Annotated in this window: 18 protein-coding genes; 14 read left to right on the top strand and 4 right to left on the bottom strand. The window is 35.8% G+C overall.

The annotated features are described in order from the left end of the window. Positions 1-1,130 (bottom strand): hypothetical protein (locus ACFEMA_RS13915; protein WP_411768812.1); only part of this gene is annotated, 1,130 nt, incomplete at its 3' end. A 317-nt stretch (positions 1,131-1,447) separates the two neighbouring features. After that, positions 1,448-1,801: a 4Fe-4S dicluster domain-containing protein gene (locus tag ACFEMA_RS13910; protein WP_411768811.1), complete on the bottom strand. Its 354-nt coding sequence runs from the start codon at positions 1,799-1,801 to the stop codon at positions 1,448-1,450. A gap of 77 nt (positions 1,802-1,878) precedes the next feature. On the opposite strand from ACFEMA_RS13910, the gene ACFEMA_RS13905 reads away from it, so the two are divergent. The 8 genes from ACFEMA_RS13905 to ACFEMA_RS13870 all read left to right on the top strand — a co-directional run bounded on the left by ACFEMA_RS13905 (position 1,879) and on the right by ACFEMA_RS13870 (position 9,591). Beyond that, on the top strand, positions 1,879-2,937 hold the full coding sequence (locus tag ACFEMA_RS13905; protein ID WP_411768810.1) for an acyl-CoA reductase: 1,059 nt from the start codon (positions 1,879-1,881) through the stop codon (positions 2,935-2,937). A 78-nt stretch (positions 2,938-3,015) separates the two neighbouring features. After that, complete coding sequence (gene serC, locus ACFEMA_RS13900) at positions 3,016-4,077, top strand: 3-phosphoserine/phosphohydroxythreonine transaminase (RefSeq protein ID WP_411768815.1); 1,062 nt, start codon at positions 3,016-3,018, stop codon at positions 4,075-4,077. A 147-nt stretch (positions 4,078-4,224) separates the two neighbouring features. After that, positions 4,225-5,175, top strand: a complete 951-nt coding sequence (locus ACFEMA_RS13895) for a D-2-hydroxyacid dehydrogenase (protein ID WP_411768809.1) — start codon at positions 4,225-4,227, stop codon at positions 5,173-5,175. A gap of 93 nt (positions 5,176-5,268) precedes the next feature. Beyond that, entirely contained in the window at positions 5,269-5,907 is a 639-nt protein-coding gene (locus ACFEMA_RS13890; protein WP_411768808.1) for a DUF937 domain-containing protein, read from the top strand. Positions 5,908-6,029: 122 nt separating this feature from the next. Further along, positions 6,030-6,467 (top strand): DUF6146 family protein, encoded by a 438-nt coding sequence (locus ACFEMA_RS13885; protein ID WP_411768807.1) that lies wholly within the window; start codon positions 6,030-6,032, stop codon positions 6,465-6,467. A gap of 26 nt (positions 6,468-6,493) precedes the next feature. Then, positions 6,494-6,988 carry a DUF6787 family protein gene (locus ACFEMA_RS13880; RefSeq protein ID WP_411768806.1) on the top strand — a complete coding sequence of 165 codons (495 nt, stop codon included), beginning with the start codon at positions 6,494-6,496 and terminating at the stop codon, positions 6,986-6,988. Next, positions 6,985-7,314 carry a hypothetical protein gene (locus ACFEMA_RS13875; RefSeq protein WP_411768805.1) on the top strand — a complete coding sequence of 110 codons (330 nt, stop codon included), beginning with the start codon at positions 6,985-6,987 and terminating at the stop codon, positions 7,312-7,314. Before ACFEMA_RS13880 ends, ACFEMA_RS13875 begins: the two co-directional genes overlap by 4 nt. A gap of 45 nt (positions 7,315-7,359) precedes the next feature. Beyond that, entirely contained in the window at positions 7,360-9,591 is a 2,232-nt protein-coding gene (locus ACFEMA_RS13870) for a TonB-dependent receptor (RefSeq protein WP_411768804.1), read from the top strand. A 30-nt stretch (positions 9,592-9,621) separates the two neighbouring features. Here ACFEMA_RS13870 and ACFEMA_RS13865 read toward each other — a convergent pair whose 3' ends face one another. Then, positions 9,622-9,900: a hypothetical protein gene (locus ACFEMA_RS13865; protein ID WP_411768803.1), complete on the bottom strand. Its 279-nt coding sequence runs from the start codon at positions 9,898-9,900 to the stop codon at positions 9,622-9,624. A gap of 224 nt (positions 9,901-10,124) precedes the next feature. On the opposite strand from ACFEMA_RS13865, the gene ACFEMA_RS13860 reads away from it, so the two are divergent. The 4 genes from ACFEMA_RS13860 (at position 10,125) to hutI (ending at position 16,069) form a co-directional block, all read left to right on the top strand. Then, positions 10,125-12,566 carry a DUF5916 domain-containing protein gene (locus ACFEMA_RS13860; protein WP_411768802.1) on the top strand — a complete coding sequence of 814 codons (2,442 nt, stop codon included), beginning with the start codon at positions 10,125-10,127 and terminating at the stop codon, positions 12,564-12,566. A 44-nt stretch (positions 12,567-12,610) separates the two neighbouring features. Further along, positions 12,611-13,273, top strand: a complete 663-nt coding sequence (locus ACFEMA_RS13855; RefSeq protein ID WP_411768814.1) for an ABC transporter ATP-binding protein — start codon at positions 12,611-12,613, stop codon at positions 13,271-13,273. A 71-nt stretch (positions 13,274-13,344) separates the two neighbouring features. Continuing rightward, on the top strand, positions 13,345-14,742 hold the full coding sequence (gene fumC / locus ACFEMA_RS13850) for a class II fumarate hydratase (RefSeq protein WP_411768801.1): 1,398 nt from the start codon (positions 13,345-13,347) through the stop codon (positions 14,740-14,742). A gap of 91 nt (positions 14,743-14,833) precedes the next feature. Further along, positions 14,834-16,069: an imidazolonepropionase gene (gene hutI, locus ACFEMA_RS13845; RefSeq protein WP_411768800.1), complete on the top strand. Its 1,236-nt coding sequence runs from the start codon at positions 14,834-14,836 to the stop codon at positions 16,067-16,069. A 52-nt stretch (positions 16,070-16,121) separates the two neighbouring features. Here hutI and ACFEMA_RS13840 read toward each other — a convergent pair whose 3' ends face one another. Further along, positions 16,122-17,015 carry a chromosome partitioning protein ParA gene (locus ACFEMA_RS13840; RefSeq protein WP_411768799.1) on the bottom strand — a complete coding sequence of 298 codons (894 nt, stop codon included), beginning with the start codon at positions 17,013-17,015 and terminating at the stop codon, positions 16,122-16,124. Positions 17,016-17,116: 101 nt separating this feature from the next. On the opposite strand from ACFEMA_RS13840, the gene ACFEMA_RS13835 reads away from it, so the two are divergent. Then, positions 17,117-18,133 carry a formimidoylglutamase gene (locus tag ACFEMA_RS13835; protein ID WP_411768798.1) on the top strand — a complete coding sequence of 339 codons (1,017 nt, stop codon included), beginning with the start codon at positions 17,117-17,119 and terminating at the stop codon, positions 18,131-18,133. Then, a complete protein-coding gene (locus ACFEMA_RS13830; RefSeq protein ID WP_411768797.1) occupies positions 18,123-18,587 on the top strand; it encodes a GNAT family N-acetyltransferase in 465 nt (154 codons plus the stop codon). The genes ACFEMA_RS13835 and ACFEMA_RS13830 overlap by 11 nt, the downstream gene beginning before the upstream one ends. Positions 18,588-18,630: the final 43 nt, after the last annotated feature.

Below are 18,630 nucleotides of genomic sequence, written 5' to 3'. Positions count from 1 at the left end.
GCATCTGTTACCCCATCATTAAGATCGAATGTTCCTTCACCACTATCACCGTCCTCGCAGACATCTAAGTCGTCGGTCGTTATATCCGGGTTGTCGTAGACTATAATAGTCGCCATACATTGAGCAATCATTGGATTGTTATCAGAACTTAATGTATTAGTGATAGTATATGTGCCTGGCGCTAAAGCAGCAATAGTTTCTGCATTGGCATCAAATGGCCCGCTAGAACCATTACCCGAAATTGTAGACGTAAATGTGTTACCACATTCTGTTCTATCAAATCCGTCTAACCATGTTTGGATAATTTCAAGATCGCCTTCACCTTCACAAAAAGTTAAAGCATCTGGTGGGCAATTTAATTCTGGTTCACAAGTATCAATTAAATCACACTCTTTTACCTTAAAGTTTATAGAACCATTACTTACAACATCATACATCAATGCTATGAAGTATACATTAATATCATTATCAGAAATTACTGCATCTTCATTTATCCAAGTTTTATATTGATTTTGGTCACTACAAGCATCTTCAACATAATTTAAGCTTGCTGTTGAAAAATTTTGAATCTCCATTGTGATTGCAGCATCATCTTTGCCAATTGTATTTATAGAACCTGCATGAAACACAGCCCAAGCATCCATTTTCCCTACTCCTTGAAGTTTTACTGAATTAATATTCTCTGGAGTTGCAAACACAATCCATTGTATATAATTATAGAGATCACCATCCGAACTATAACAAACCGCTGGAACACCCTCATTAACAAAAAGTGTATCATCGGTAAAGGCAACATTTGCACCGGGAGCACTGGCATCAATACCGCAACCGTCAGTGTCTGCTGCAGTTGTACAATTGATGATACCATTACTAACAGCTGAACTGTTAGAACAATATAATTTGGCCATATCTGGAGTAGGGCCATTACCTGTAGGCATAAAATTATTACCTGAACCTGTACCTGCAGCACTACAAGCAGAAATTTCATCGTCACATTGTGCATTTACTGATTGACTGCTCCATCCAAATAATAGAACAACCAACAGAAACTTAAAAGCTAATTTGGGAATCTTTGAAGACAAGAAATTGCCCTCATTGAGAGTAGAGTTTTGAACATCCATAGTTGACATGATTTAATTAATATTACGTTAACCATAACATTATGGAATCATTCAATGCAGATAGAGGGAAACCCTAACTATAAGTATGTTCTTTCTAAAGGTAAATTTTGGACAATTAACGCTATTAATTGTATAAAAGGGAAATAAACCAATATCTAAAGTAAGAATATTATTCTGTCATTCAGAAGTTTAGATGAAGTAATTCTTAACTTTTAGAGATACCGCATCAATATCCGATAATGTGAATACTCTTTGTAAGTAAAAACCTAAAGGTGTGTTTTTGAGATGTAATAGTTAATTGGTTGTCAACTATTTAAACATGTCAACTAATCTTCAGGATGCATAAAGCGTTGCTTGCCCAATAATTCTTCCTCTGTTTCTACATTATCGTCATCTGGGACACAGCAGTCCACAGGGCAAACAGCAGCACATTGTGGTTCTTCATGGAAGCCCATACACTCTGTACATTTATCTGGAGCTATATAATAGACCTCATCACTTATGGGTTCTTGTGGTTCGTCGGCATCTACTTCCTTTCCATTTGGTAAAACCACATTTCCTAATAAACTTGTTCCATCCTTATAGCGCCAATCATCTGCACCTTCATAGATCGCGGTGTTTGGACATTCTGGTTCACAGGCTCCACAGTTAATACATTCGTCAGTGATTATAATCGCCATAGCGTAAATTCTGTTTTTGTTTGCTTAATTTTGCAGCAGCAAAAATAAAGCCTATACATCGGTTAACCAAACTCTTTATGGATTTACAACAAAGAATTAACGCTTTTAAAATTTTAGGTGAGTTTCTAAGGCAATTTGTAATCGAAGAACCTGTTAAATTACGAAATGCTGAAAATAACAAACTGTTTTTAGACGGTTTTAGGCACCAATTAAAATTAGCAGAAGAACACAATTCTTGGTTTACAAAGAATAATCTCAATTTTGCATTGAAGTCATGGGCTAATGCTCTGACCGAAAACAACCTTAATACATGGACATCTAAATATAGTTTTGATGATGTTAACCCTAAAACCATTGCTATTATAATGGCGGGAAATATTCCCTTGGTCGGGTTTCATGATTTTTTATCCGTACTGATTACAGGCCACTCTGTTTTGGTCAAACAATCCACAAACGATAAACACCTTCTGCCTTACCTGGCAAAATATCTAGAAACCATTGAGCCTCAATTTAAAGGTAAAATCAAATTTATAGAAGAAAAGTTAGAAGGTTTCGATGCTGTCATAGCCACAGGCAGTAATAATACAGCGCGCTATTTTGAATACTATTTTAAAGATAAGCCGTCCATAATACGAAAGAACAGAAATTCAGTTGCTGTTTTATCAGGAAAAGAATCTCATGAACAGCTCGAAGCACTATCTGATGATATTTTTAGATACTATGGATTAGGTTGTCGAAATGTTTCAAAAGTGTTTGTCCCTAAAGATTACGCTTTTGATGCTTTTTTTAAGGCCATCTATAAATGGCACTCAATAATTCACGAAAACAAGTATGCCAATAACTATGATTACAACAAGGCCGTTTACTTAATGAGTGAATTTAAGCTATTGGAAAATGGCTTCTTAATGCTAAAAGAAGATGAAAGCTTCTCATCCCCTATTGCTACGGTTTTTTATGAGCACTACAATGATTCTAACAGTTTAAAAGGATATTTAGAATCTAAAAAAGAGGACATACAGTGTATTGTCGCTTATGGATTTACTGAAAATGAAATAGCATTCGGAAAAACACAAGAACCTCAATTATGGGATTATGCAGATAATGTGGACACTGTTGAATTCTTGTTAAAAACATAGGGCAAATATTATTAATTTGATACCTCAATTTTGACTTATAATTAGCACCTTTGTTACCTGTAATTTTAATTTAAAATGATAAAGAAACATAATTTTAGTGCTGGTCCATGCATATTACCAAAATCGGTGATGCAAAAAGCTTCTGAAGCTGTATTAGATTTCGATAACGGTTTGTCTTTACTCGAAATATCACACAGAAGTAAACCTTTTGTTGATGTTATGGAGCAAGCGCGTGCATTGGCTTTAGAACTTTTAGGCCTTCAAGGAAAAGGGTACAAAGCTTTATTTTTACAAGGTGGAGCGAGTACTCAATTTTTAATGGTTGCTTTAAACCTTTTAGAAAAGAGAGCGGGCTATCTCAACACAGGTACATGGTCCGACAAGGCTATAAAAGAAGCTAAAATCTATGATGATATTTATGAAGTAGCTTCATCTAAAGCGGCAAACTATAATTACATCCCAAAAGGTTTTGATATCCCAGATGACTATGATTATTTCCATTGCACATCTAACAACACCATTTTTGGGACTCAGATAAAGGCATTTCCAAATTCTCCTGTTCCCATGGTATGTGACATGAGTAGTGACATCTTTTCTCGTCAACTCGATTTTTCAAAATTCGATCTTATCTATGCTGGCGCACAGAAAAATATGGGACCAGCAGGAACCACTTTAGTGGTTGTAAAAGAAGATGTTTTAGGAAAAGTATCGCGTAAAATTCCGTCGATGATGGATTACAAAGTGCATATTGGCAAAGGCAGTATGTTTAATACCCCTCCAGTTTTTGCAGTGTACACATCCATGCTTACCCTACAATGGTTGAAGGATCTTGGTGGTATTGCTGCTATTGAGGAGGAAAACAAAAAGAAAGCAACACTTATGTATTCTGAAATTGATCTTAATCCTTTATTTAAAGGATATGCGGTTAAAGAAGATCGTTCCATGATGAATGCTACATTCACTTTGGAAAATGAAAACTTAAAAGAAACCTTTGATGCTATGGTCAAAGAGGCTGGCATCAATGGCCTTAATGGTCATCGCAGTGTTGGTGGATATAGAGCATCAATGTATAACGCTCTAACCTTAGACAGTGTAAAGGCACTTGTAGAGGTAATGAGCGAATTGGAGAGCAAAGCTTAAAATTAGTTAGCAGTTTTTACAATGCTTACTATCTCTAACAAATATGTACTGGTGGCTGAGGATTTCAACCACTGAAATTAATTATAAAGATTTCCTCTTATCCTTTCTTTAGAAAGGTAAACATGGGAACGAAAATTAAAATTTTCAATGAAAGTATTAGCAAACGACGGTGTTTCACAAAGTGGAATAACTGCTTTAGAAAAAGCAGGATTTGAAGTAATAACTACAACTGTAGCCCAAGAACAACTTGAAGATTATATCAACAAAAATGATATCGTAGTATTATTGGTTAGAAGTGCTACAAAAGTTCGTAAAAATATCATCGACAATTGTCCAAGTCTTAAAGTTATAGGTCGTGGTGGTGTCGGTATGGATAATATTGATGTGGATTATGCAAGAAACAAAGGGCTCCATGTCATCAATACTCCTGCAGCATCTTCACACTCGGTTGCAGAATTAGTCTTTGGGCACCTTTATGGACTTGCTCGTTATTTACACAATTCTAACAGGGATATGCCATTAGAAGGCGATAGTAAGTTTAAAAATTTAAAAAAGGCCTATGCAAAAGGTACTGAATTAAAAGGCAAAACTTTGGGTGTTTTTGGTTTTGGTCGTATCGGGCAAGCTACTGCTAAAGTGGCCATTGGGGCAGGTATGAAAGTCATAGCCTTTGACCCTTTTATTGAAAAAACGGATCTTGAACTAGAATTTTTTGATGGACAAACATTGAATTTTGAAATCAAGACCATTTCTAAGGAAGATGTTTTAAAACAATCGGACTTTATTACACTGCACGTTCCTGCACAAAAGGATTATGTTATTGATGACGCCGAATTTAAATTAATGAAAGATGGTGTTTATTTAGCCAATGCCGCTCGTGGTGGTGTGGTTAATGAGGTAGCATTAGTAAAGGCTATCGAAAGCGGAAAAGTCGCAGGTGCAGCTTTAGACGTTTTTGAAAAAGAACCAACTCCAGAAATCCAATTACTAATGAACCCAGCTTTGTCATTAACACCTCACACAGGGGCTGCGACCAACGAAGCACAAGACAGAATTGGGTCTGAACTCGCTTCACAGATTATAAGTATTCTAAAATAATTAGAAACTAGCTTCTTAACTCTGATAATAAGCCTTCAAAACTCATTTGAAGGTTTTTTTCGTAACTTGAAAATCTAACCAAAAAACAAAGAAATGGCAGGAATATTAGATTTATTAGATAGCGATATGGGAAGGCAACTTATCAGTGGAGTTTCCCAACAAACAGGTGCGCCCGAGGACAAAACAAGTAGCTTAATGACTATGGCAATGCCCGTTTTAATGCAGGCCATGAAGCGAAATGCTTCTACTTCACAAGGTGCTGAAGGTTTACTTAATGCCCTTAACAGTAAGCATGACGGTAGTATTTTAGACAATCTTGGAGGTCTTTTTTCTGGTGGTGTGGATCAAAATGTAATGAATGATGGTGAGAAGATTTTAGGTCATGTGCTTGGTGGCAAGCAACAGCATGTTCAAACTGCTCTGAGTCAAAAATCCGGTATAGATGCGGGTTCGGTTTCACAAATTCTAAAAATTGCAGCACCCATATTAATGGGTATGCTAGGCAAACAAAAACGTCAAAACAATGTTTCAAGTCCATCGGCATTAGATGGTCTATTGGGAGGCTTAATTAAAGACAATTCTCCTCAGCAAGAACAAAGCTTCTTAGAAAGCATTTTAGATGCTGATGGTGACGGGAGTGTCATAGATGATGTCGCAGGTATGGTTCTTGGCGGTAACAAAAAGAAAAGTGGTCTTGGAGGTTTACTTGGAGGGCTATTTGGGAAAAGGTAGTTCTAGTTTATAAAATCTATACATATTTAGCCACGCCATGCGTGGCTTTTTCTATGTTAAATGCTTGTAAAATAAGCAGCTAACACCATCTCTTTTTTGTATCTTTATTAAAATTAAAAGCTATGAAAACAATCATACTACTCTTACTGGTGGCTCTTGGCTTTAACAGTTGTAAATCTATTGAACCACAAAACAATTCCTCAAGCGAACGTGAAGAGGCTTTAGTGGACAATGATACTGTTGTTATTGGCAGTGATGAAACCACTTACGAAATTATAATTATTGAGCCAGGATTTAACGCTTGGTTACAATCCATAGCAAGACCAGAGGGTTATTATTCCCAAAATTTCCTAGAAACCAGAAATCAGATTTTAGTACAAGCATGGAACCAACGTGTGTTGCAACCAAGTGTTTATGACCCAAACTTATACGAGTTACAAATAGATTATAATAGTAGAACGGATTATGGCTATGAGGTAAATTATAAACTTTACAATTATTTTATCTATTTCCAAAGGAAGTACAACCAACGCCTAAGTGGTTTTATTCCCCGAATTTAAATACATTTGCAGCATCAAAAACTGCTATGGAAAAATTTAAAAAACGCTGGGAAATTCAACAGAATTGGCAACTTCTTTTCCCTTTTTTAGGATTAATTGGCTTAGGTTATTCAGTGTTTAGGCTTTCAAAAGTTATGGTTACTGATGATAGTTTAGTTTTGTTGGGATTAACTTCTTGTATTCTTTTTTTCGTTCTTCTTAAATTCACATTATTCATTTTTAAAAAGTTAGAAAGCAAATGGGTGTTAGATTACCGCTGGGAAATGATTCGGGTATTTATCGTTTTTGCAATTACAGGGTCATCGTCAATGTATGTAGGAAGACCAATTATGCAACTCATCGGAATTACTAAAGAAAACTTAAACCCCATACTCTACTGGATTTTATTTATTATCATTGGGCTCATCTTCTACCAAATACTATTGGTCACCTTTGGCTGGTTGTTTGGACAATTCAAGTTCTTTTGGGAGTTTGAAAAGAAAATGTTGAAGCGAATGGGACTAAAACGTATTTTAGATTGAACAATAAAACAGCATACATCATAAAAGGATTGGGCCTAGTTTTGGTTATAGCCCTGCTCATCCCGACTGCTGTTAAGTTTTCCCATATTTTTGAAAAACACGAACACCAAGTGTGTTTAGGAAAGACAGATTCGCACCTTCATGACTTTGACATAGATTGTGAGTTCTACAAATTCAAATTAAGCACTCAGTTTTATCATGTTTTTGAAAACCCTATTCAGATTCAAAACCAAATAACTACAAATATTGTTGCTTCACAGTACCACTTCGTAAGTGACTACCAAAAATTACCTTTTGCCCTACGCGGCCCTCCTATATTGATTTAATTACCCGTTTTTAAACATTTATTTTAAAACATTAAATCAATTACAATGAAACTATTTACCCTATGGCTAAGCATATTGCTAGCTTGTCCCATTTTTGCACAAACCACTATAACTGGTAAGGTTGTTGACTCAGAAACAAGCTCACCTCTCTTTTATGTTACTATTTACAGTCCCCAACTAGAAAAAGGCACAACAACTGATGACACCGGAAGTTTTTCTATTGAGCTTCCCAACGGAAACAACAAATTGGTCATTTCTAGTCTTGGCTACGCTACGCAATCCATAACAGTTAATGAAAACACATCTGGTCTTATAGTACAGTTAGTGCCATCTGCGATTGAAATGGAAGAGATTATTGTTTCTACTCCATTTCATAAACTTCAAAGTGAAAACGTTATGAAAGTAGAACAGGTTAGCATCAACGAACTTAAAGCCAATGGTCAACTAACGCTTGCTGATGGTATCACAACAATTGCTGGGGTTGAAAGTATTTCAACAGGCAATAGTATTGGCAAACCTGTTATTAGAGGCTTAAGTAGTAACCGTGTCTTAGTCTATACTCAAGGTGTTCGATTAGAAAATCAACAATTTGGTGATGAACATGGGCTTGGCATTAACGATGCTGGTGTAGAGAGTGTAGAGGTTATAAAAGGCCCTGCTTCCTTATTGTATGGTAGTGATGCCCTCGGTGGAGTGCTTTACATTAACCCCGAACGTTTTGCAAATACACACGAAAGTAGCGCGGATGCTTCTGGAACATATTTTAGCAATACCAAAGGCTATAGCACTAATGCTGGCTACAAACAGTCTGGTGAAAAATTAAAATACCTTTTTAGAGGTAGTTTGGCTGAGCATTCTGATTATAATACGGAAGATTACCGTGTTACTAATTCAAGGTTTAGAGAACAGGATTTTAAAGCAGGAATTGGTTTTCAGGACGTTAATTTTAAGACTGAACTTCGTTATAATATCAATGCTTCCGAATTGGGAATACCTGAAGAGATTGGAGAACAGTCCACTAATCGTTCTGTACTTCTACCCTATCAGGATATTGAAAACCACATCTTTAGTTTAAAATCATCTGTGTTCTTTAAAAATTCTAGCTTGGATGTTACTGCGGGTTATATTTATAACAACAGGCGAGAGTTCGAAGACCACCATCACGAAGGTGAAGAGGAACATGAAGAAGAGGAACATGAAGATGAAGAGCATGAGGAAGAGGAAGAAGTTGAAGAAGCAGCATTACACATGAAGTTAAAAACTTTCAACTATGACATAAAGTATAATTTTCCGCAATTTGGAAAGTTTGAGACTATTGTTGGCGTACAAGGAATGAACCAGGTAAACACAAACTACGGTGAAGAACAGTTAATACCAGATGCAACGACTAATGATATTGGGATTCTAGCGACATCTCACATTCACTTCAATACCCTAGATATTCAGTTAGGAGTACGTTTTGACAATAGAAACATCGATATCATAGAATTGGGCTCAAGGTCATTTAATAGCTTTAATGGTGCCTTTGGTGTAAAAACCAACATTGTGGACAAACTAAGTGTAAGACTAAACCTAGCTTCAGGTTTTAGAGCACCAAATCTTGCAGAATTAGGTTCCGACGGAGAACATGAAGGTACCAATCGCTATGAAATCGGGAATTTTAATTTAGATAATGAACAAAATTTTCAAGCAGATTTAGCCTTGGAATTTAAAAATGAGCATGTAGAGATATTTGCTAATGGTTTTTACAATAAAGTAAACAATTATATTTTTCTTAATCCTAACGGTGATTTTATTGATGGAGACCCTGTCTTTTTATACGACCAAGACAATGCAAAACTTTATGGAGGTGAATTCGGCATGCATTTGCACCCACACCCCATTGATTGGTTGCATTTAGAATCTAGCTTTGAAACCGTAACAGGAAAGCAAGACAATAGTGAGTTTCTACCCCTTATTCCTGCAAACTCTTTAACAAATACACTTAGAGTAGAATTTAATGATGACCAATTAAAAAACAGTTACGCTTTTGTGACGTTGAAATCAACATTTCAACAAAATAATGTCAGTGCATTTGAAACCGAAACCGATAGTTATAATTTACTGAGTGCGGGCTTGGGCGCAACACTTAATGTTCTAGATAATGATCTAACTGTTAGGATCACTGGGAAAAACCTTTTAAACACTACATATATACATCATTTGTCTCGATTAAAACCAAATGACATCTTTAATCCAGGCCGTAATATTATTGTTGGTATGACCTATACTCTTTAAAAGAAAAGCATCCATAAACGGATGCTTTTTTTATTCAATTTCCTTTATCTCCTTATTTTTATAAACGTAGGTGTAGAACCACATTAACGTAAATGTTGGCACAACATCCACAAATGGTAATGCCTCCTCAACAAAGGTAATGACACCAGCAATCTTACCAGGCTTCCCTTTGTATAGCTTTGTCATTATCCAACCCGATAAAGGTGCCCAAACAATATCGGCGAATTCACCTATACCAGGAATTACAAAAGAGACGTAACCAAGCGCATCCAATATAATACTAAGTATAAGTTTCGAGTATTTTTTCATTCAGTTATTTTTATTCAATCAATTCAATAAGTATTCCAAAGTTATGAAAATGACATATTAGCAATTTAATTCTTTCGACATTTTGTTAAATATTCAATAAAACGCAATGCTAATAAAGGATTTTTAACTTTTAATTAGGAAGATAGAGCAAATTTGAATCTTAGATTTGTACTGATCTTTATTTCAAAAAGGATTACATAGCACATCGTCAACCTTAACTGTTAATGCACAAAAGCTTACTTTTCGCCCTATCCTGTTTTATCATAACATTTACCGGACATTCACAAACAAAAAAAACGTTGCAAATACAGCGTACACAAACACCACCAAAAATTGATGCTGTATTAGATGAAGATGCTTGGAATTCTGCAGATATAGCTACAGATTTTGTGCAGTTTAGACCAGAAATAGGAGTTCAAGATCTAGAAGATGTAAGAACCGAAGTAAAAATGGTTTATGATGACCAGGCCATTTATGTTTCAGCATACCTCTATGACGACCCTAGTTTAATAATGCGCCAATTTACAGAAAGAGATAATTTTGGACAATCAGATTTTTTTGCAGTCGTCTTTAATCCGAATAATGACGCTCAAAACGATACAAACTTTTTTGTGACAAGTTCTGGGACACAAGGTGATGCTACCGCCAACCCAACCATTGGTGAGGATTTTAGTTGGAATGCCGTTTGGGAAAGTAAAGTAAGAATGGTTGATGACGGTTGGATTGTTGAAATGAAAATCCCGTATCGAGCCTTACGGTTTACAGATCAAGAAGAACCAACGTGGGGGATTCAATTCCATCGTCATTTTCGACGAACACGTTCACAATCTACTTGGAACCCTTTAGACCCTACTCAAGGCAACATAGGACTTTACCATGGGGAGTTGATAGGTTTGGATAACATTAAACCACCGGTACGACTCAATCTCTACCCTTTTGCTACGGGAATTGTCAATTCATTTGACGGCGAAACGACAACAGATTTAGCCTATGGTTTAGATCTTAAATATGGTATCACGGATAATTTTACATTAGACGCCACACTGATTCCAGATTTTAGTCAAGCTGGATTTGACAATATTGTACTAAACCTAGGACCTTTTGAACAGACATTTTCTGAGCAGCGTCAATTCTTTACCGAAGGTGTGGAGTTATTTTCAAAGGGTAACCTATTCTTTTCTAGACGTATTGGTAATGCCCCATCAGGGCAGTTATCTTTAAATGAAAATGAAACTGCTAACGTTCCTGGAAAAGTAAAAGTCTTAAATGCTGTCAAAGTTTCTGGTAGAACTAAGAAAGGATTAGGCGTTGGTGTTTTCAATGCTATTACTGAAACAACAGAAGCTAAAATCACCAATACTGATACAGGTGAGTCTCGCAGAGAAGTTGTAGAACCTTTTACCAATTATAATGTATTGGTTGTGGATCAGCAATTTAATGGTAACTCGTCCATAAGCCTTATCAACACTAATGTTCTGCGAGAAGGCATGTTTAGAGATGGTAATGCAACAGCCTTAGAAGCTAATATACAGAACAAGAGAAACACATACCGCATCTTTTCTCGAGCGCGGATGAGTAATGTTAATTATCAAGGAATAAATGATGTCACTACTGGGTTTGATACTTTTATTAAGATAAGCAAGACCCATGGTAATTTAAGATATGAGTTTGACCATAGCTATTCTGATACTAAATTCGACATAAATGACTTAGGGTTAAACTTTAGAAACAACTTTAATAATTTTGGTATTGAAGCCTCATACCAAATATTTGAACCTCAAGGCAATAAAAACCAGTACAGGGTCAATATGTACGCAAATTATCAAAACTTAGCTATACCTTATACGTTCACAAGCTTTAATTTTGGTGGACGTTATTTTGCGCAACTCAAAAGTCTTGATGCTTACGGTTTTGATATTAATGTAAGGCCGGGTAAGCAGTTTGATTATTTTGAATCTCGTGATGGTCGCCCATTCATTTTTGAGAACTTCGGAAATATTGGTGGTTTCATTTCCTCTAACTATAACGAGGCTTTCGCTTATGATATAAAACTCCAAGTTGGTGCTATAGCAGAAAAAGGTCGTGACTTATTTACTTATGAGCTAGAGCTGAGCCCTCGTTTTAGATTCAATGAACATACATTGTTGATTTATCGTTTTGAGTTAGATTCTAACAACGGACAGCGTGGTTATGCTACTTTTGAAGACGGTCAGCCAATCTTTGGCGAAAGAAACAGAAGGCAAATAACCAATCGTATTACAGGAAATTACACCTTTAATCCTTACCATACTTTACGTTTATCATTCAGACATTATTGGGATGTAGTTGATTACGATGATGAGCTCTTTACATTGTTAGACAATGGAAGATTAACCAATGATACGGGTTATACAGTGGATAATGTAGATAATGATCCTAATATAAATTTTAGTACTTGGAATGTTGATCTTAGTTACACATGGCAGTTTGCTCCAGGTAGCTTTTTAACTGCCCTTTACAGAAATCAACTATTTAATATTAATGGAATGAGTAAGGAAGGCTTTTCTGAAAGTTTAAATGACTTATTTGATCAGTCCATACAGAATACAATATCGCTTCGACTTCAATACTTTATTGACTTTAATGGTATTAAATCGGTCTTCACTAAAAATAAAGAGAACTCCTAATTGTTTAGTTCTGCTTTAAGTGGTAATTTCACAGTATGAGTACAATTATTTCAGCAAAAAACATTTATAAGAGCTATAAAGACTTACAAGTTTTAAAAGGTGTAGATATAGACATTAAAGAAAGTGAAATCATTTCTATTGTCGGTGCATCTGGAGCAGGAAAAACAACACTTTTACAAATTTTAGGCACATTAGATAAACCAGATTATACTTCTGAAACAGAATTGGTTATCAATTCTAAATCTATTAAAGGTTTAAAGGACAAAGACTTAGCGCAATTTAGAAACACAAATATTGGTTTTATATTTCAGTTTCATCAGTTGTTACCAGAATTTACAGCTTTAGAAAATGTATGTATTCAGGCTTTTATTCATAAAACTCCAAGAGCAGAAGCTGAAAAACGCGCTGAAGAACTACTAACCTATTTAGGTTTGAGCGAGCGTATGCACCATAAACCCAATAGCATGTCTGGTGGTGAGCAGCAACGTGTCGCTGTAGCAAGGGCACTCATCAATAATCCTAAGATCATTTTTGCGGATGAACCATCGGGAAACTTAGATAGCGAATCTGCAGAACAATTGCATCAACTATTTTTTAAGCTAAGAGAAGAATTTCAACAAACTTTTGTCATAGTGACTCATAACAAGGAATTAGCAGCCATGGCTGATAGAACTTTGACTATGGTTGATGGGAAGATTACGACCTAATAAGTAAGGTAATTACTTCGAATAAAAATGATTAAATCGTACCTTTGTATAGGTAAAATATTATAACCATTATGTCATTTAGAATAGAAAAAGATACTATGGGCGAGGTTAAAGTCCCTTCAGATAAACTCTGGGGTGCACAAACCGAACGCTCTCGAAATAATTTTAAGATCGGTGCTCCGGCATCAATGCCTTTAGAAATCGTTTATGGCTTTGCGTACCTTAAAAAAGCTGCAGCTTACACCAATGCAGAACTAGGTGTTTTGCCTGAAGAAAAAAGAGATTTAATTGCAAAGGTATGTGACGAGATTTTAGAGGGGCAACACGACGATCAGTTTCCATTAGTGATCTGGCAAACAGGATCTGGTACCCAAAGTAATATGAATGTCAATGAAGTTATTGCCAATAGAGCACATCAAATTGCTGGACATGTTATCGGTCATGGAGAAAAAACGATTCAGCCTAATGATGATGTTAATAAATCGCAATCATCTAATGACACGTTCCCTACAGGGATGCATATTGCTGCTTATAAAAAGGTAGTAGAGACGACAATTCCTGGAGTCATTCAATTAAGAAATACGCTTCATAACAAATCGCAAGAGTTTAAAGATGTCGTCAAAATTGGCCGTACCCATTTAATGGACGCCACTCCCCTAACCTTAGGTCAGGAGTTTTCAGGATATGTGTCGCAATTAGACCATGGCTTAAAAGCTCTGGAAAATACGCTTTCGCATCTTAGCCAGTTAGCTTTAGGTGGTACAGCGGTTGGCACAGGATTAAACACACCTAAAGGCTACGATGTTTTGGTCGCCAAATATATTGCTGAATTTACCGAATTGCCTTTTGTAACGGCCGAAAATAAGTTTGAAGCATTGGCTGCCCACGATGCAATTGTCGAATCACACGGGGCTTTAAAACAATTAGCTGTCTCTCTTAATAAAATTGCAAATGATATCCGTATGATGGCCTCTGGTCCACGATCAGGGATTGGAGAAATTATTATTCCTGCTAATGAGCCAGGAAGTTCTATTATGCCAGGAAAAGTGAATCCGACACAATGTGAAGCCTTAACCATGGTTTGTGCCCAAGTGATGGGTAATGATGTCGCTGTGACTGTTGGTGGCACACAAGGACATTACGAACTCAATGTATTTAAGCCTATGATGGCTGCAAATTTGTTACAATCGGCGCAACTTATAGGGGATGCTTGTGTGAGTTTTGATGAACACTGTGCTTCGGGAATAGAGCCGAACTGTTCTGTTATAACACAATTATTAAACAACTCGTTAATGTTGGTAACAGCATTAAATACCAAAATTGGGTATTACAAAGCCGCTGAAATTGCAAATACTGCTCATAAAAACGGTACGACCCTGAAAGAAGAAGCCATTAACCTAGGTTATGTTACGGCCGAAGAATATGATGAATGGGTAAAACCTGAAGACATGGTTGGTGGGTTGAAGTAATTTAACTTCTCGAATTTATATAACGTCAGACATTACTCTGGCGTTTTTTTTTATCCTCAAAAATGACAATCTTTACAAAAAATCAACTACTGTGTCTATTCTTATAAAAAATATTAACCAGCTACTACAGGTACACGAAGACAATGTCACTATAGTCAAGGGAGCAAAAATGAAAACGCTTCCCCTCATAGAAAATGCCTACGTCTATATTGTTGATGATACTATTGTAGAGTACGGAAGCATGGATAATATCGGTGATATAAAAGCTGAAGAAACGATAGATGCTACCGGAAAAATAGTTTTACCCTCATGGTGCGATTCTCATACACATATTGTCTATGCTGGTAATAGAGCTTCAGAATTTGTAGACCGAATTAATGGCTTAAGTTATGCTGAAATTGCCAATCGTGGTGGAGGTATTCTAAACTCGGCTAAAACACTTCAAAACACATCAGAAGATGATCTTTATAAACAATCCTTAAAACGACTCAACGAAGTAATTGCCATGGGCACCGGAGCAGTAGAAATTAAAACGGGTTATGGATTGACCGTTGAGGCTGAACTAAAAATGCTTAAAGTGATTAAGCGCCTAAAGCAAGACAGCTTAGCCAAAGTGAAACCTACACTTTTGGCTGCTCATGCTATTCCAGAAAAATATAGGAGTGATAAAGCATCTTATTTAAAAATTATTATAAATGAGCTGTTACCAAAGGCATCAAGCCTAAGGATTGCCGAATATATCGATGTGTTTTGTGAAGAAGGTTATTTTAGTATTGAAGATACAGAGGCCATATTAAAAGCTGCTAAAAAATACCATTTACAACCAAAAATACATGTCAACCAATTTAATATTCTTGGTGGAGTGGCTCTTGGTGTTAAGTACAATGCGCTATCTGTAGATCATCTTGAGGAATTAAATGATGATGACATAAAAGCTTTAAAAGAGTCTATCACCATGCCTGTTGCCTTACCTGGATGTTCTTACTTTTTAGGAATTCCTTATACTCCAGCCCGAAAAATTATAGATGCCGGCTTACCACTTGCTATTGCGACTGACTTTAATCCTGGTTCTGCTCCGAGCGGTAACATGAACTTTGTCGTCAGTTCGGCATGTATAAAATTAAAAATGACCCCAGAAGAGGCTATCAATGCTGCAACAATAAATGGTGCTTATGCAATGGGTATTAGCAATATGTATGGTAGTATCACTAGAGGGAAAAAGGCTAATTTAATTATTACCAAACCGATGGATAACTATGCATCTATTGCTTATGAGTTTGGGCAGGATCCAATAGACCGTATTATTATAAACGGCATTTCATTATAAAAAAAAATCCGAAGCGAGATGCTTCGGATTCTTAACCAACCAACCATTGTTTCTACTTTAGAGTAAACTCTGAGCTAGAAACCAACTCTTTTTCGTTAAATACGTTTACTGTGTAACGCCCTTCTTCAAAATCTTCATCTCCATTAGGGGCAATAAACTCACAGATATTTAAGTTTCTGTTTTCGTAATTAAACGTACTGATTAAACTGTAGTTTAAAGACTGTGTTTCAAATTGTACTTCTGCATTTAATCCTAAAACATTATTCTTAGGATCAATAACTTGCACGTACATTGCTTTGTTTCCTGGTTCAGCTAATTTATTCTTAGCTACTGTATAACAAATTCTAATTTTATCACTACGTCTTGCTCTTTCTGTAGGGATTAATTTTCCGCTACTTCTTTCAATGACACCAAATCCTTTAAGTTCAACAGCTTGTAAGGTAGAAGCATCTTCTACAACATTTGCCAATTCTGTATTTTGAACTAAAAGAGAATCTGTAAACATGGTACGCTCAGCCAATTGAACTTGGGTGCTATCTAAGGATGTTGCTAACAATTCATTTTCTCCTTTAAGACGGTCGTTTTCCTTTAATAATACGTCCATCTCTTCTTCAAGAGCTAAAAATTTCTTTTTATATCTCCATAAGCTATTCACGCTATTTTGAGACACTTTTAAAGAGTCCATTAATCCTTGGATTCTTTCTCTTGCTTCTACTAAATTTTGGTTTGCCACTTCATTTTCTCCTATAGCCTCATCGTACTGAGCTGCCATATTGCTAAGATCTTGCATCACCTGTTCCTTTTCACTAACTAATTCTGCTTGCGTTTGTTTATTGTCACTATACTGTTTTGAAGCATAAAATGCAGTACCGACAAATAGGGCCAATAGAATACCTATGGCTACTTTTAATCCAATATTACTTTTTGAACTGTTTGAACTTTCCATAATTGATTTGTTTTAAGTTACTATTAATTCTTGTTTTATAATTTCGTGAAGTTAAAAATGATTGGTTAAAACTGTATTTTTATATCTTAATTTTATTTTGAATGCAACATCTTCAACTTTTTGATTCTAAATCTTGCAAGGCTTTATTAAAAACCCGAAAGGGTGAATCTAAATTTGGCGAGCACATCCATTTCATCTCTGACCTCACTAACATATACGATTCAATTAAAAATTTAGACGTCGACTATGTAATTTTTGGTATTTCTGAAGACATCGGTGTATATGCAAACTACGGAAACACTGGCACGAAACGAGCTTGGTCAGCTACGATTAAATTTTTGTTAAATATACAAGCAAACGATTTTACAATAGCAGATCGTGTTGCCATCTTAGGTCATTTGGAATATCCTGAGTTTTATAATGACTTCGATTTTAATAAAAAAAGAACCAAAAAACAAATTAAAATTGCACGGCAATTCGTTGAGACCATCGATGCCGATGTGTCTCGTTTAGTTTACACAATAGTTAAAGCAGGTAAGACTCCAATTGTAATTGGCGGCGGTCATAACAATTCTTATGGAAATATAAAAGGCACGGCTTTAGCATTAAACTCTACTATTAATGTTATAAATCTAGATGCCCATTCAGATTTTAGGGCTGAAGAAGGTCGGCACAGTGGCAATGGGTTTAGTTATGCCTTAGCTGAAGGTTTTTTAGAAAAGTATTTCATTTTTGGGCTGCATCAAAATTATACGTCTTCGCAATTATTAAAATCTTTTAAAAAGTTGAAAAACATTAAATATGTGACCTTCGACAAATTAGTGATGAAATCGATCCCCTTTAAATCTGCTATAGAGAAAAGTCACAAACATATTGCGGACAGTCCATTCGGGATTGAAATTGATTGTGATGCTATCGAAAATGTACCCAGTAGTGCTATGACCCCAAGTGGCTTTAGCGTAAAACAAGTACGTCGTTTCATCAATTACTTCGCTCAACAAGCGGATGTGCAATATCTTCATATTTGTGAAGCATCTCCTTCAGAAGACGACGAACAGCACGTTGGCAAGCTCATTTCGTATTTAATTACCGATTTTATTAAAGCAAATGGAAGTTAAAATTATACCATATAATAACAAGTACGCTAAGGATTTTTACGAGTTAAATTTAGAATGGTTGCAAACCTATTTTTATGTAGAACCATTTGATGAAGAAGTTTTAAGCAAGCCACAGCAATATATTATTGACAAAGGTGGTTATATCTTTTTCGCAAAACTTAACAATGAAATTGTTGGTACAGTTGCATTAATGCCAATGAAAACAAAAGGCGTCTTTGAACTCACTAAAATGGCTGTATCACCAAATCACAGAGGATATAAAATTGGTCAAAAACTGATGCAACAATGTATTGGTTTTGCAAAATCTGAAAAGTTTGACAGACTACTGCTCTACTCTAATACAAAACTAGAAAATGCAATTTACATTTACAGAAAGTATGGCTTTATTGAGTTGCCACTTGAAGCCAACTCACCATATAAGCGAAGTAATATCAAAATGGAATATCCTCTATAAAAAAACACTCCGACTAAGGAGTGTTTTTAACCAACCAATCAAT

The organism is Winogradskyella sp. A3E31 (assembly GCF_046720935.1).
Lineage (GTDB): Bacteria > Bacteroidota > Bacteroidia > Flavobacteriales > Flavobacteriaceae > Winogradskyella.
This window is presented reverse-complemented; position numbering and strand designations above follow the sequence as displayed.

Coding starts and splice junctions, on each gene's coding strand:
- ACFEMA_RS13910 (WP_411768811.1), bottom strand. CDS start 1,801: ATGGCGATTATAATCACTGACGAATGTATTAACTGTGGAGCCTGTGAA.
- ACFEMA_RS13905 (WP_411768810.1), top strand. CDS start 1,879: ATGGATTTACAACAAAGAATTAACGCTTTTAAAATTTTAGGTGAGTTT.
- ACFEMA_RS13895 (WP_411768809.1), top strand. CDS start 4,225: ATGAAAGTATTAGCAAACGACGGTGTTTCACAAAGTGGAATAACTGCT.
- ACFEMA_RS13890 (WP_411768808.1), top strand. CDS start 5,269: ATGGCAGGAATATTAGATTTATTAGATAGCGATATGGGAAGGCAACTT.
- ACFEMA_RS13885 (WP_411768807.1), top strand. CDS start 6,030: ATGAAAACAATCATACTACTCTTACTGGTGGCTCTTGGCTTTAACAGT.
- ACFEMA_RS13880 (WP_411768806.1), top strand. CDS start 6,494: ATGGAAAAATTTAAAAAACGCTGGGAAATTCAACAGAATTGGCAACTT.
- ACFEMA_RS13870 (WP_411768804.1), top strand. CDS start 7,360: ATGAAACTATTTACCCTATGGCTAAGCATATTGCTAGCTTGTCCCATT.
- ACFEMA_RS13865 (WP_411768803.1), bottom strand. CDS start 9,900: ATGAAAAAATACTCGAAACTTATACTTAGTATTATATTGGATGCGCTT.
- ACFEMA_RS13860 (WP_411768802.1), top strand. CDS start 10,125: ATGCACAAAAGCTTACTTTTCGCCCTATCCTGTTTTATCATAACATTT.
- fumC (WP_411768801.1), top strand. CDS start 13,345: ATGTCATTTAGAATAGAAAAAGATACTATGGGCGAGGTTAAAGTCCCT.
- ACFEMA_RS13840 (WP_411768799.1), bottom strand. CDS start 17,015: ATGGAAAGTTCAAACAGTTCAAAAAGTAATATTGGATTAAAAGTAGCC.
- ACFEMA_RS13835 (WP_411768798.1), top strand. CDS start 17,117: ATGCAACATCTTCAACTTTTTGATTCTAAATCTTGCAAGGCTTTATTA.
- ACFEMA_RS13830 (WP_411768797.1), top strand. CDS start 18,123: ATGGAAGTTAAAATTATACCATATAATAACAAGTACGCTAAGGATTTT.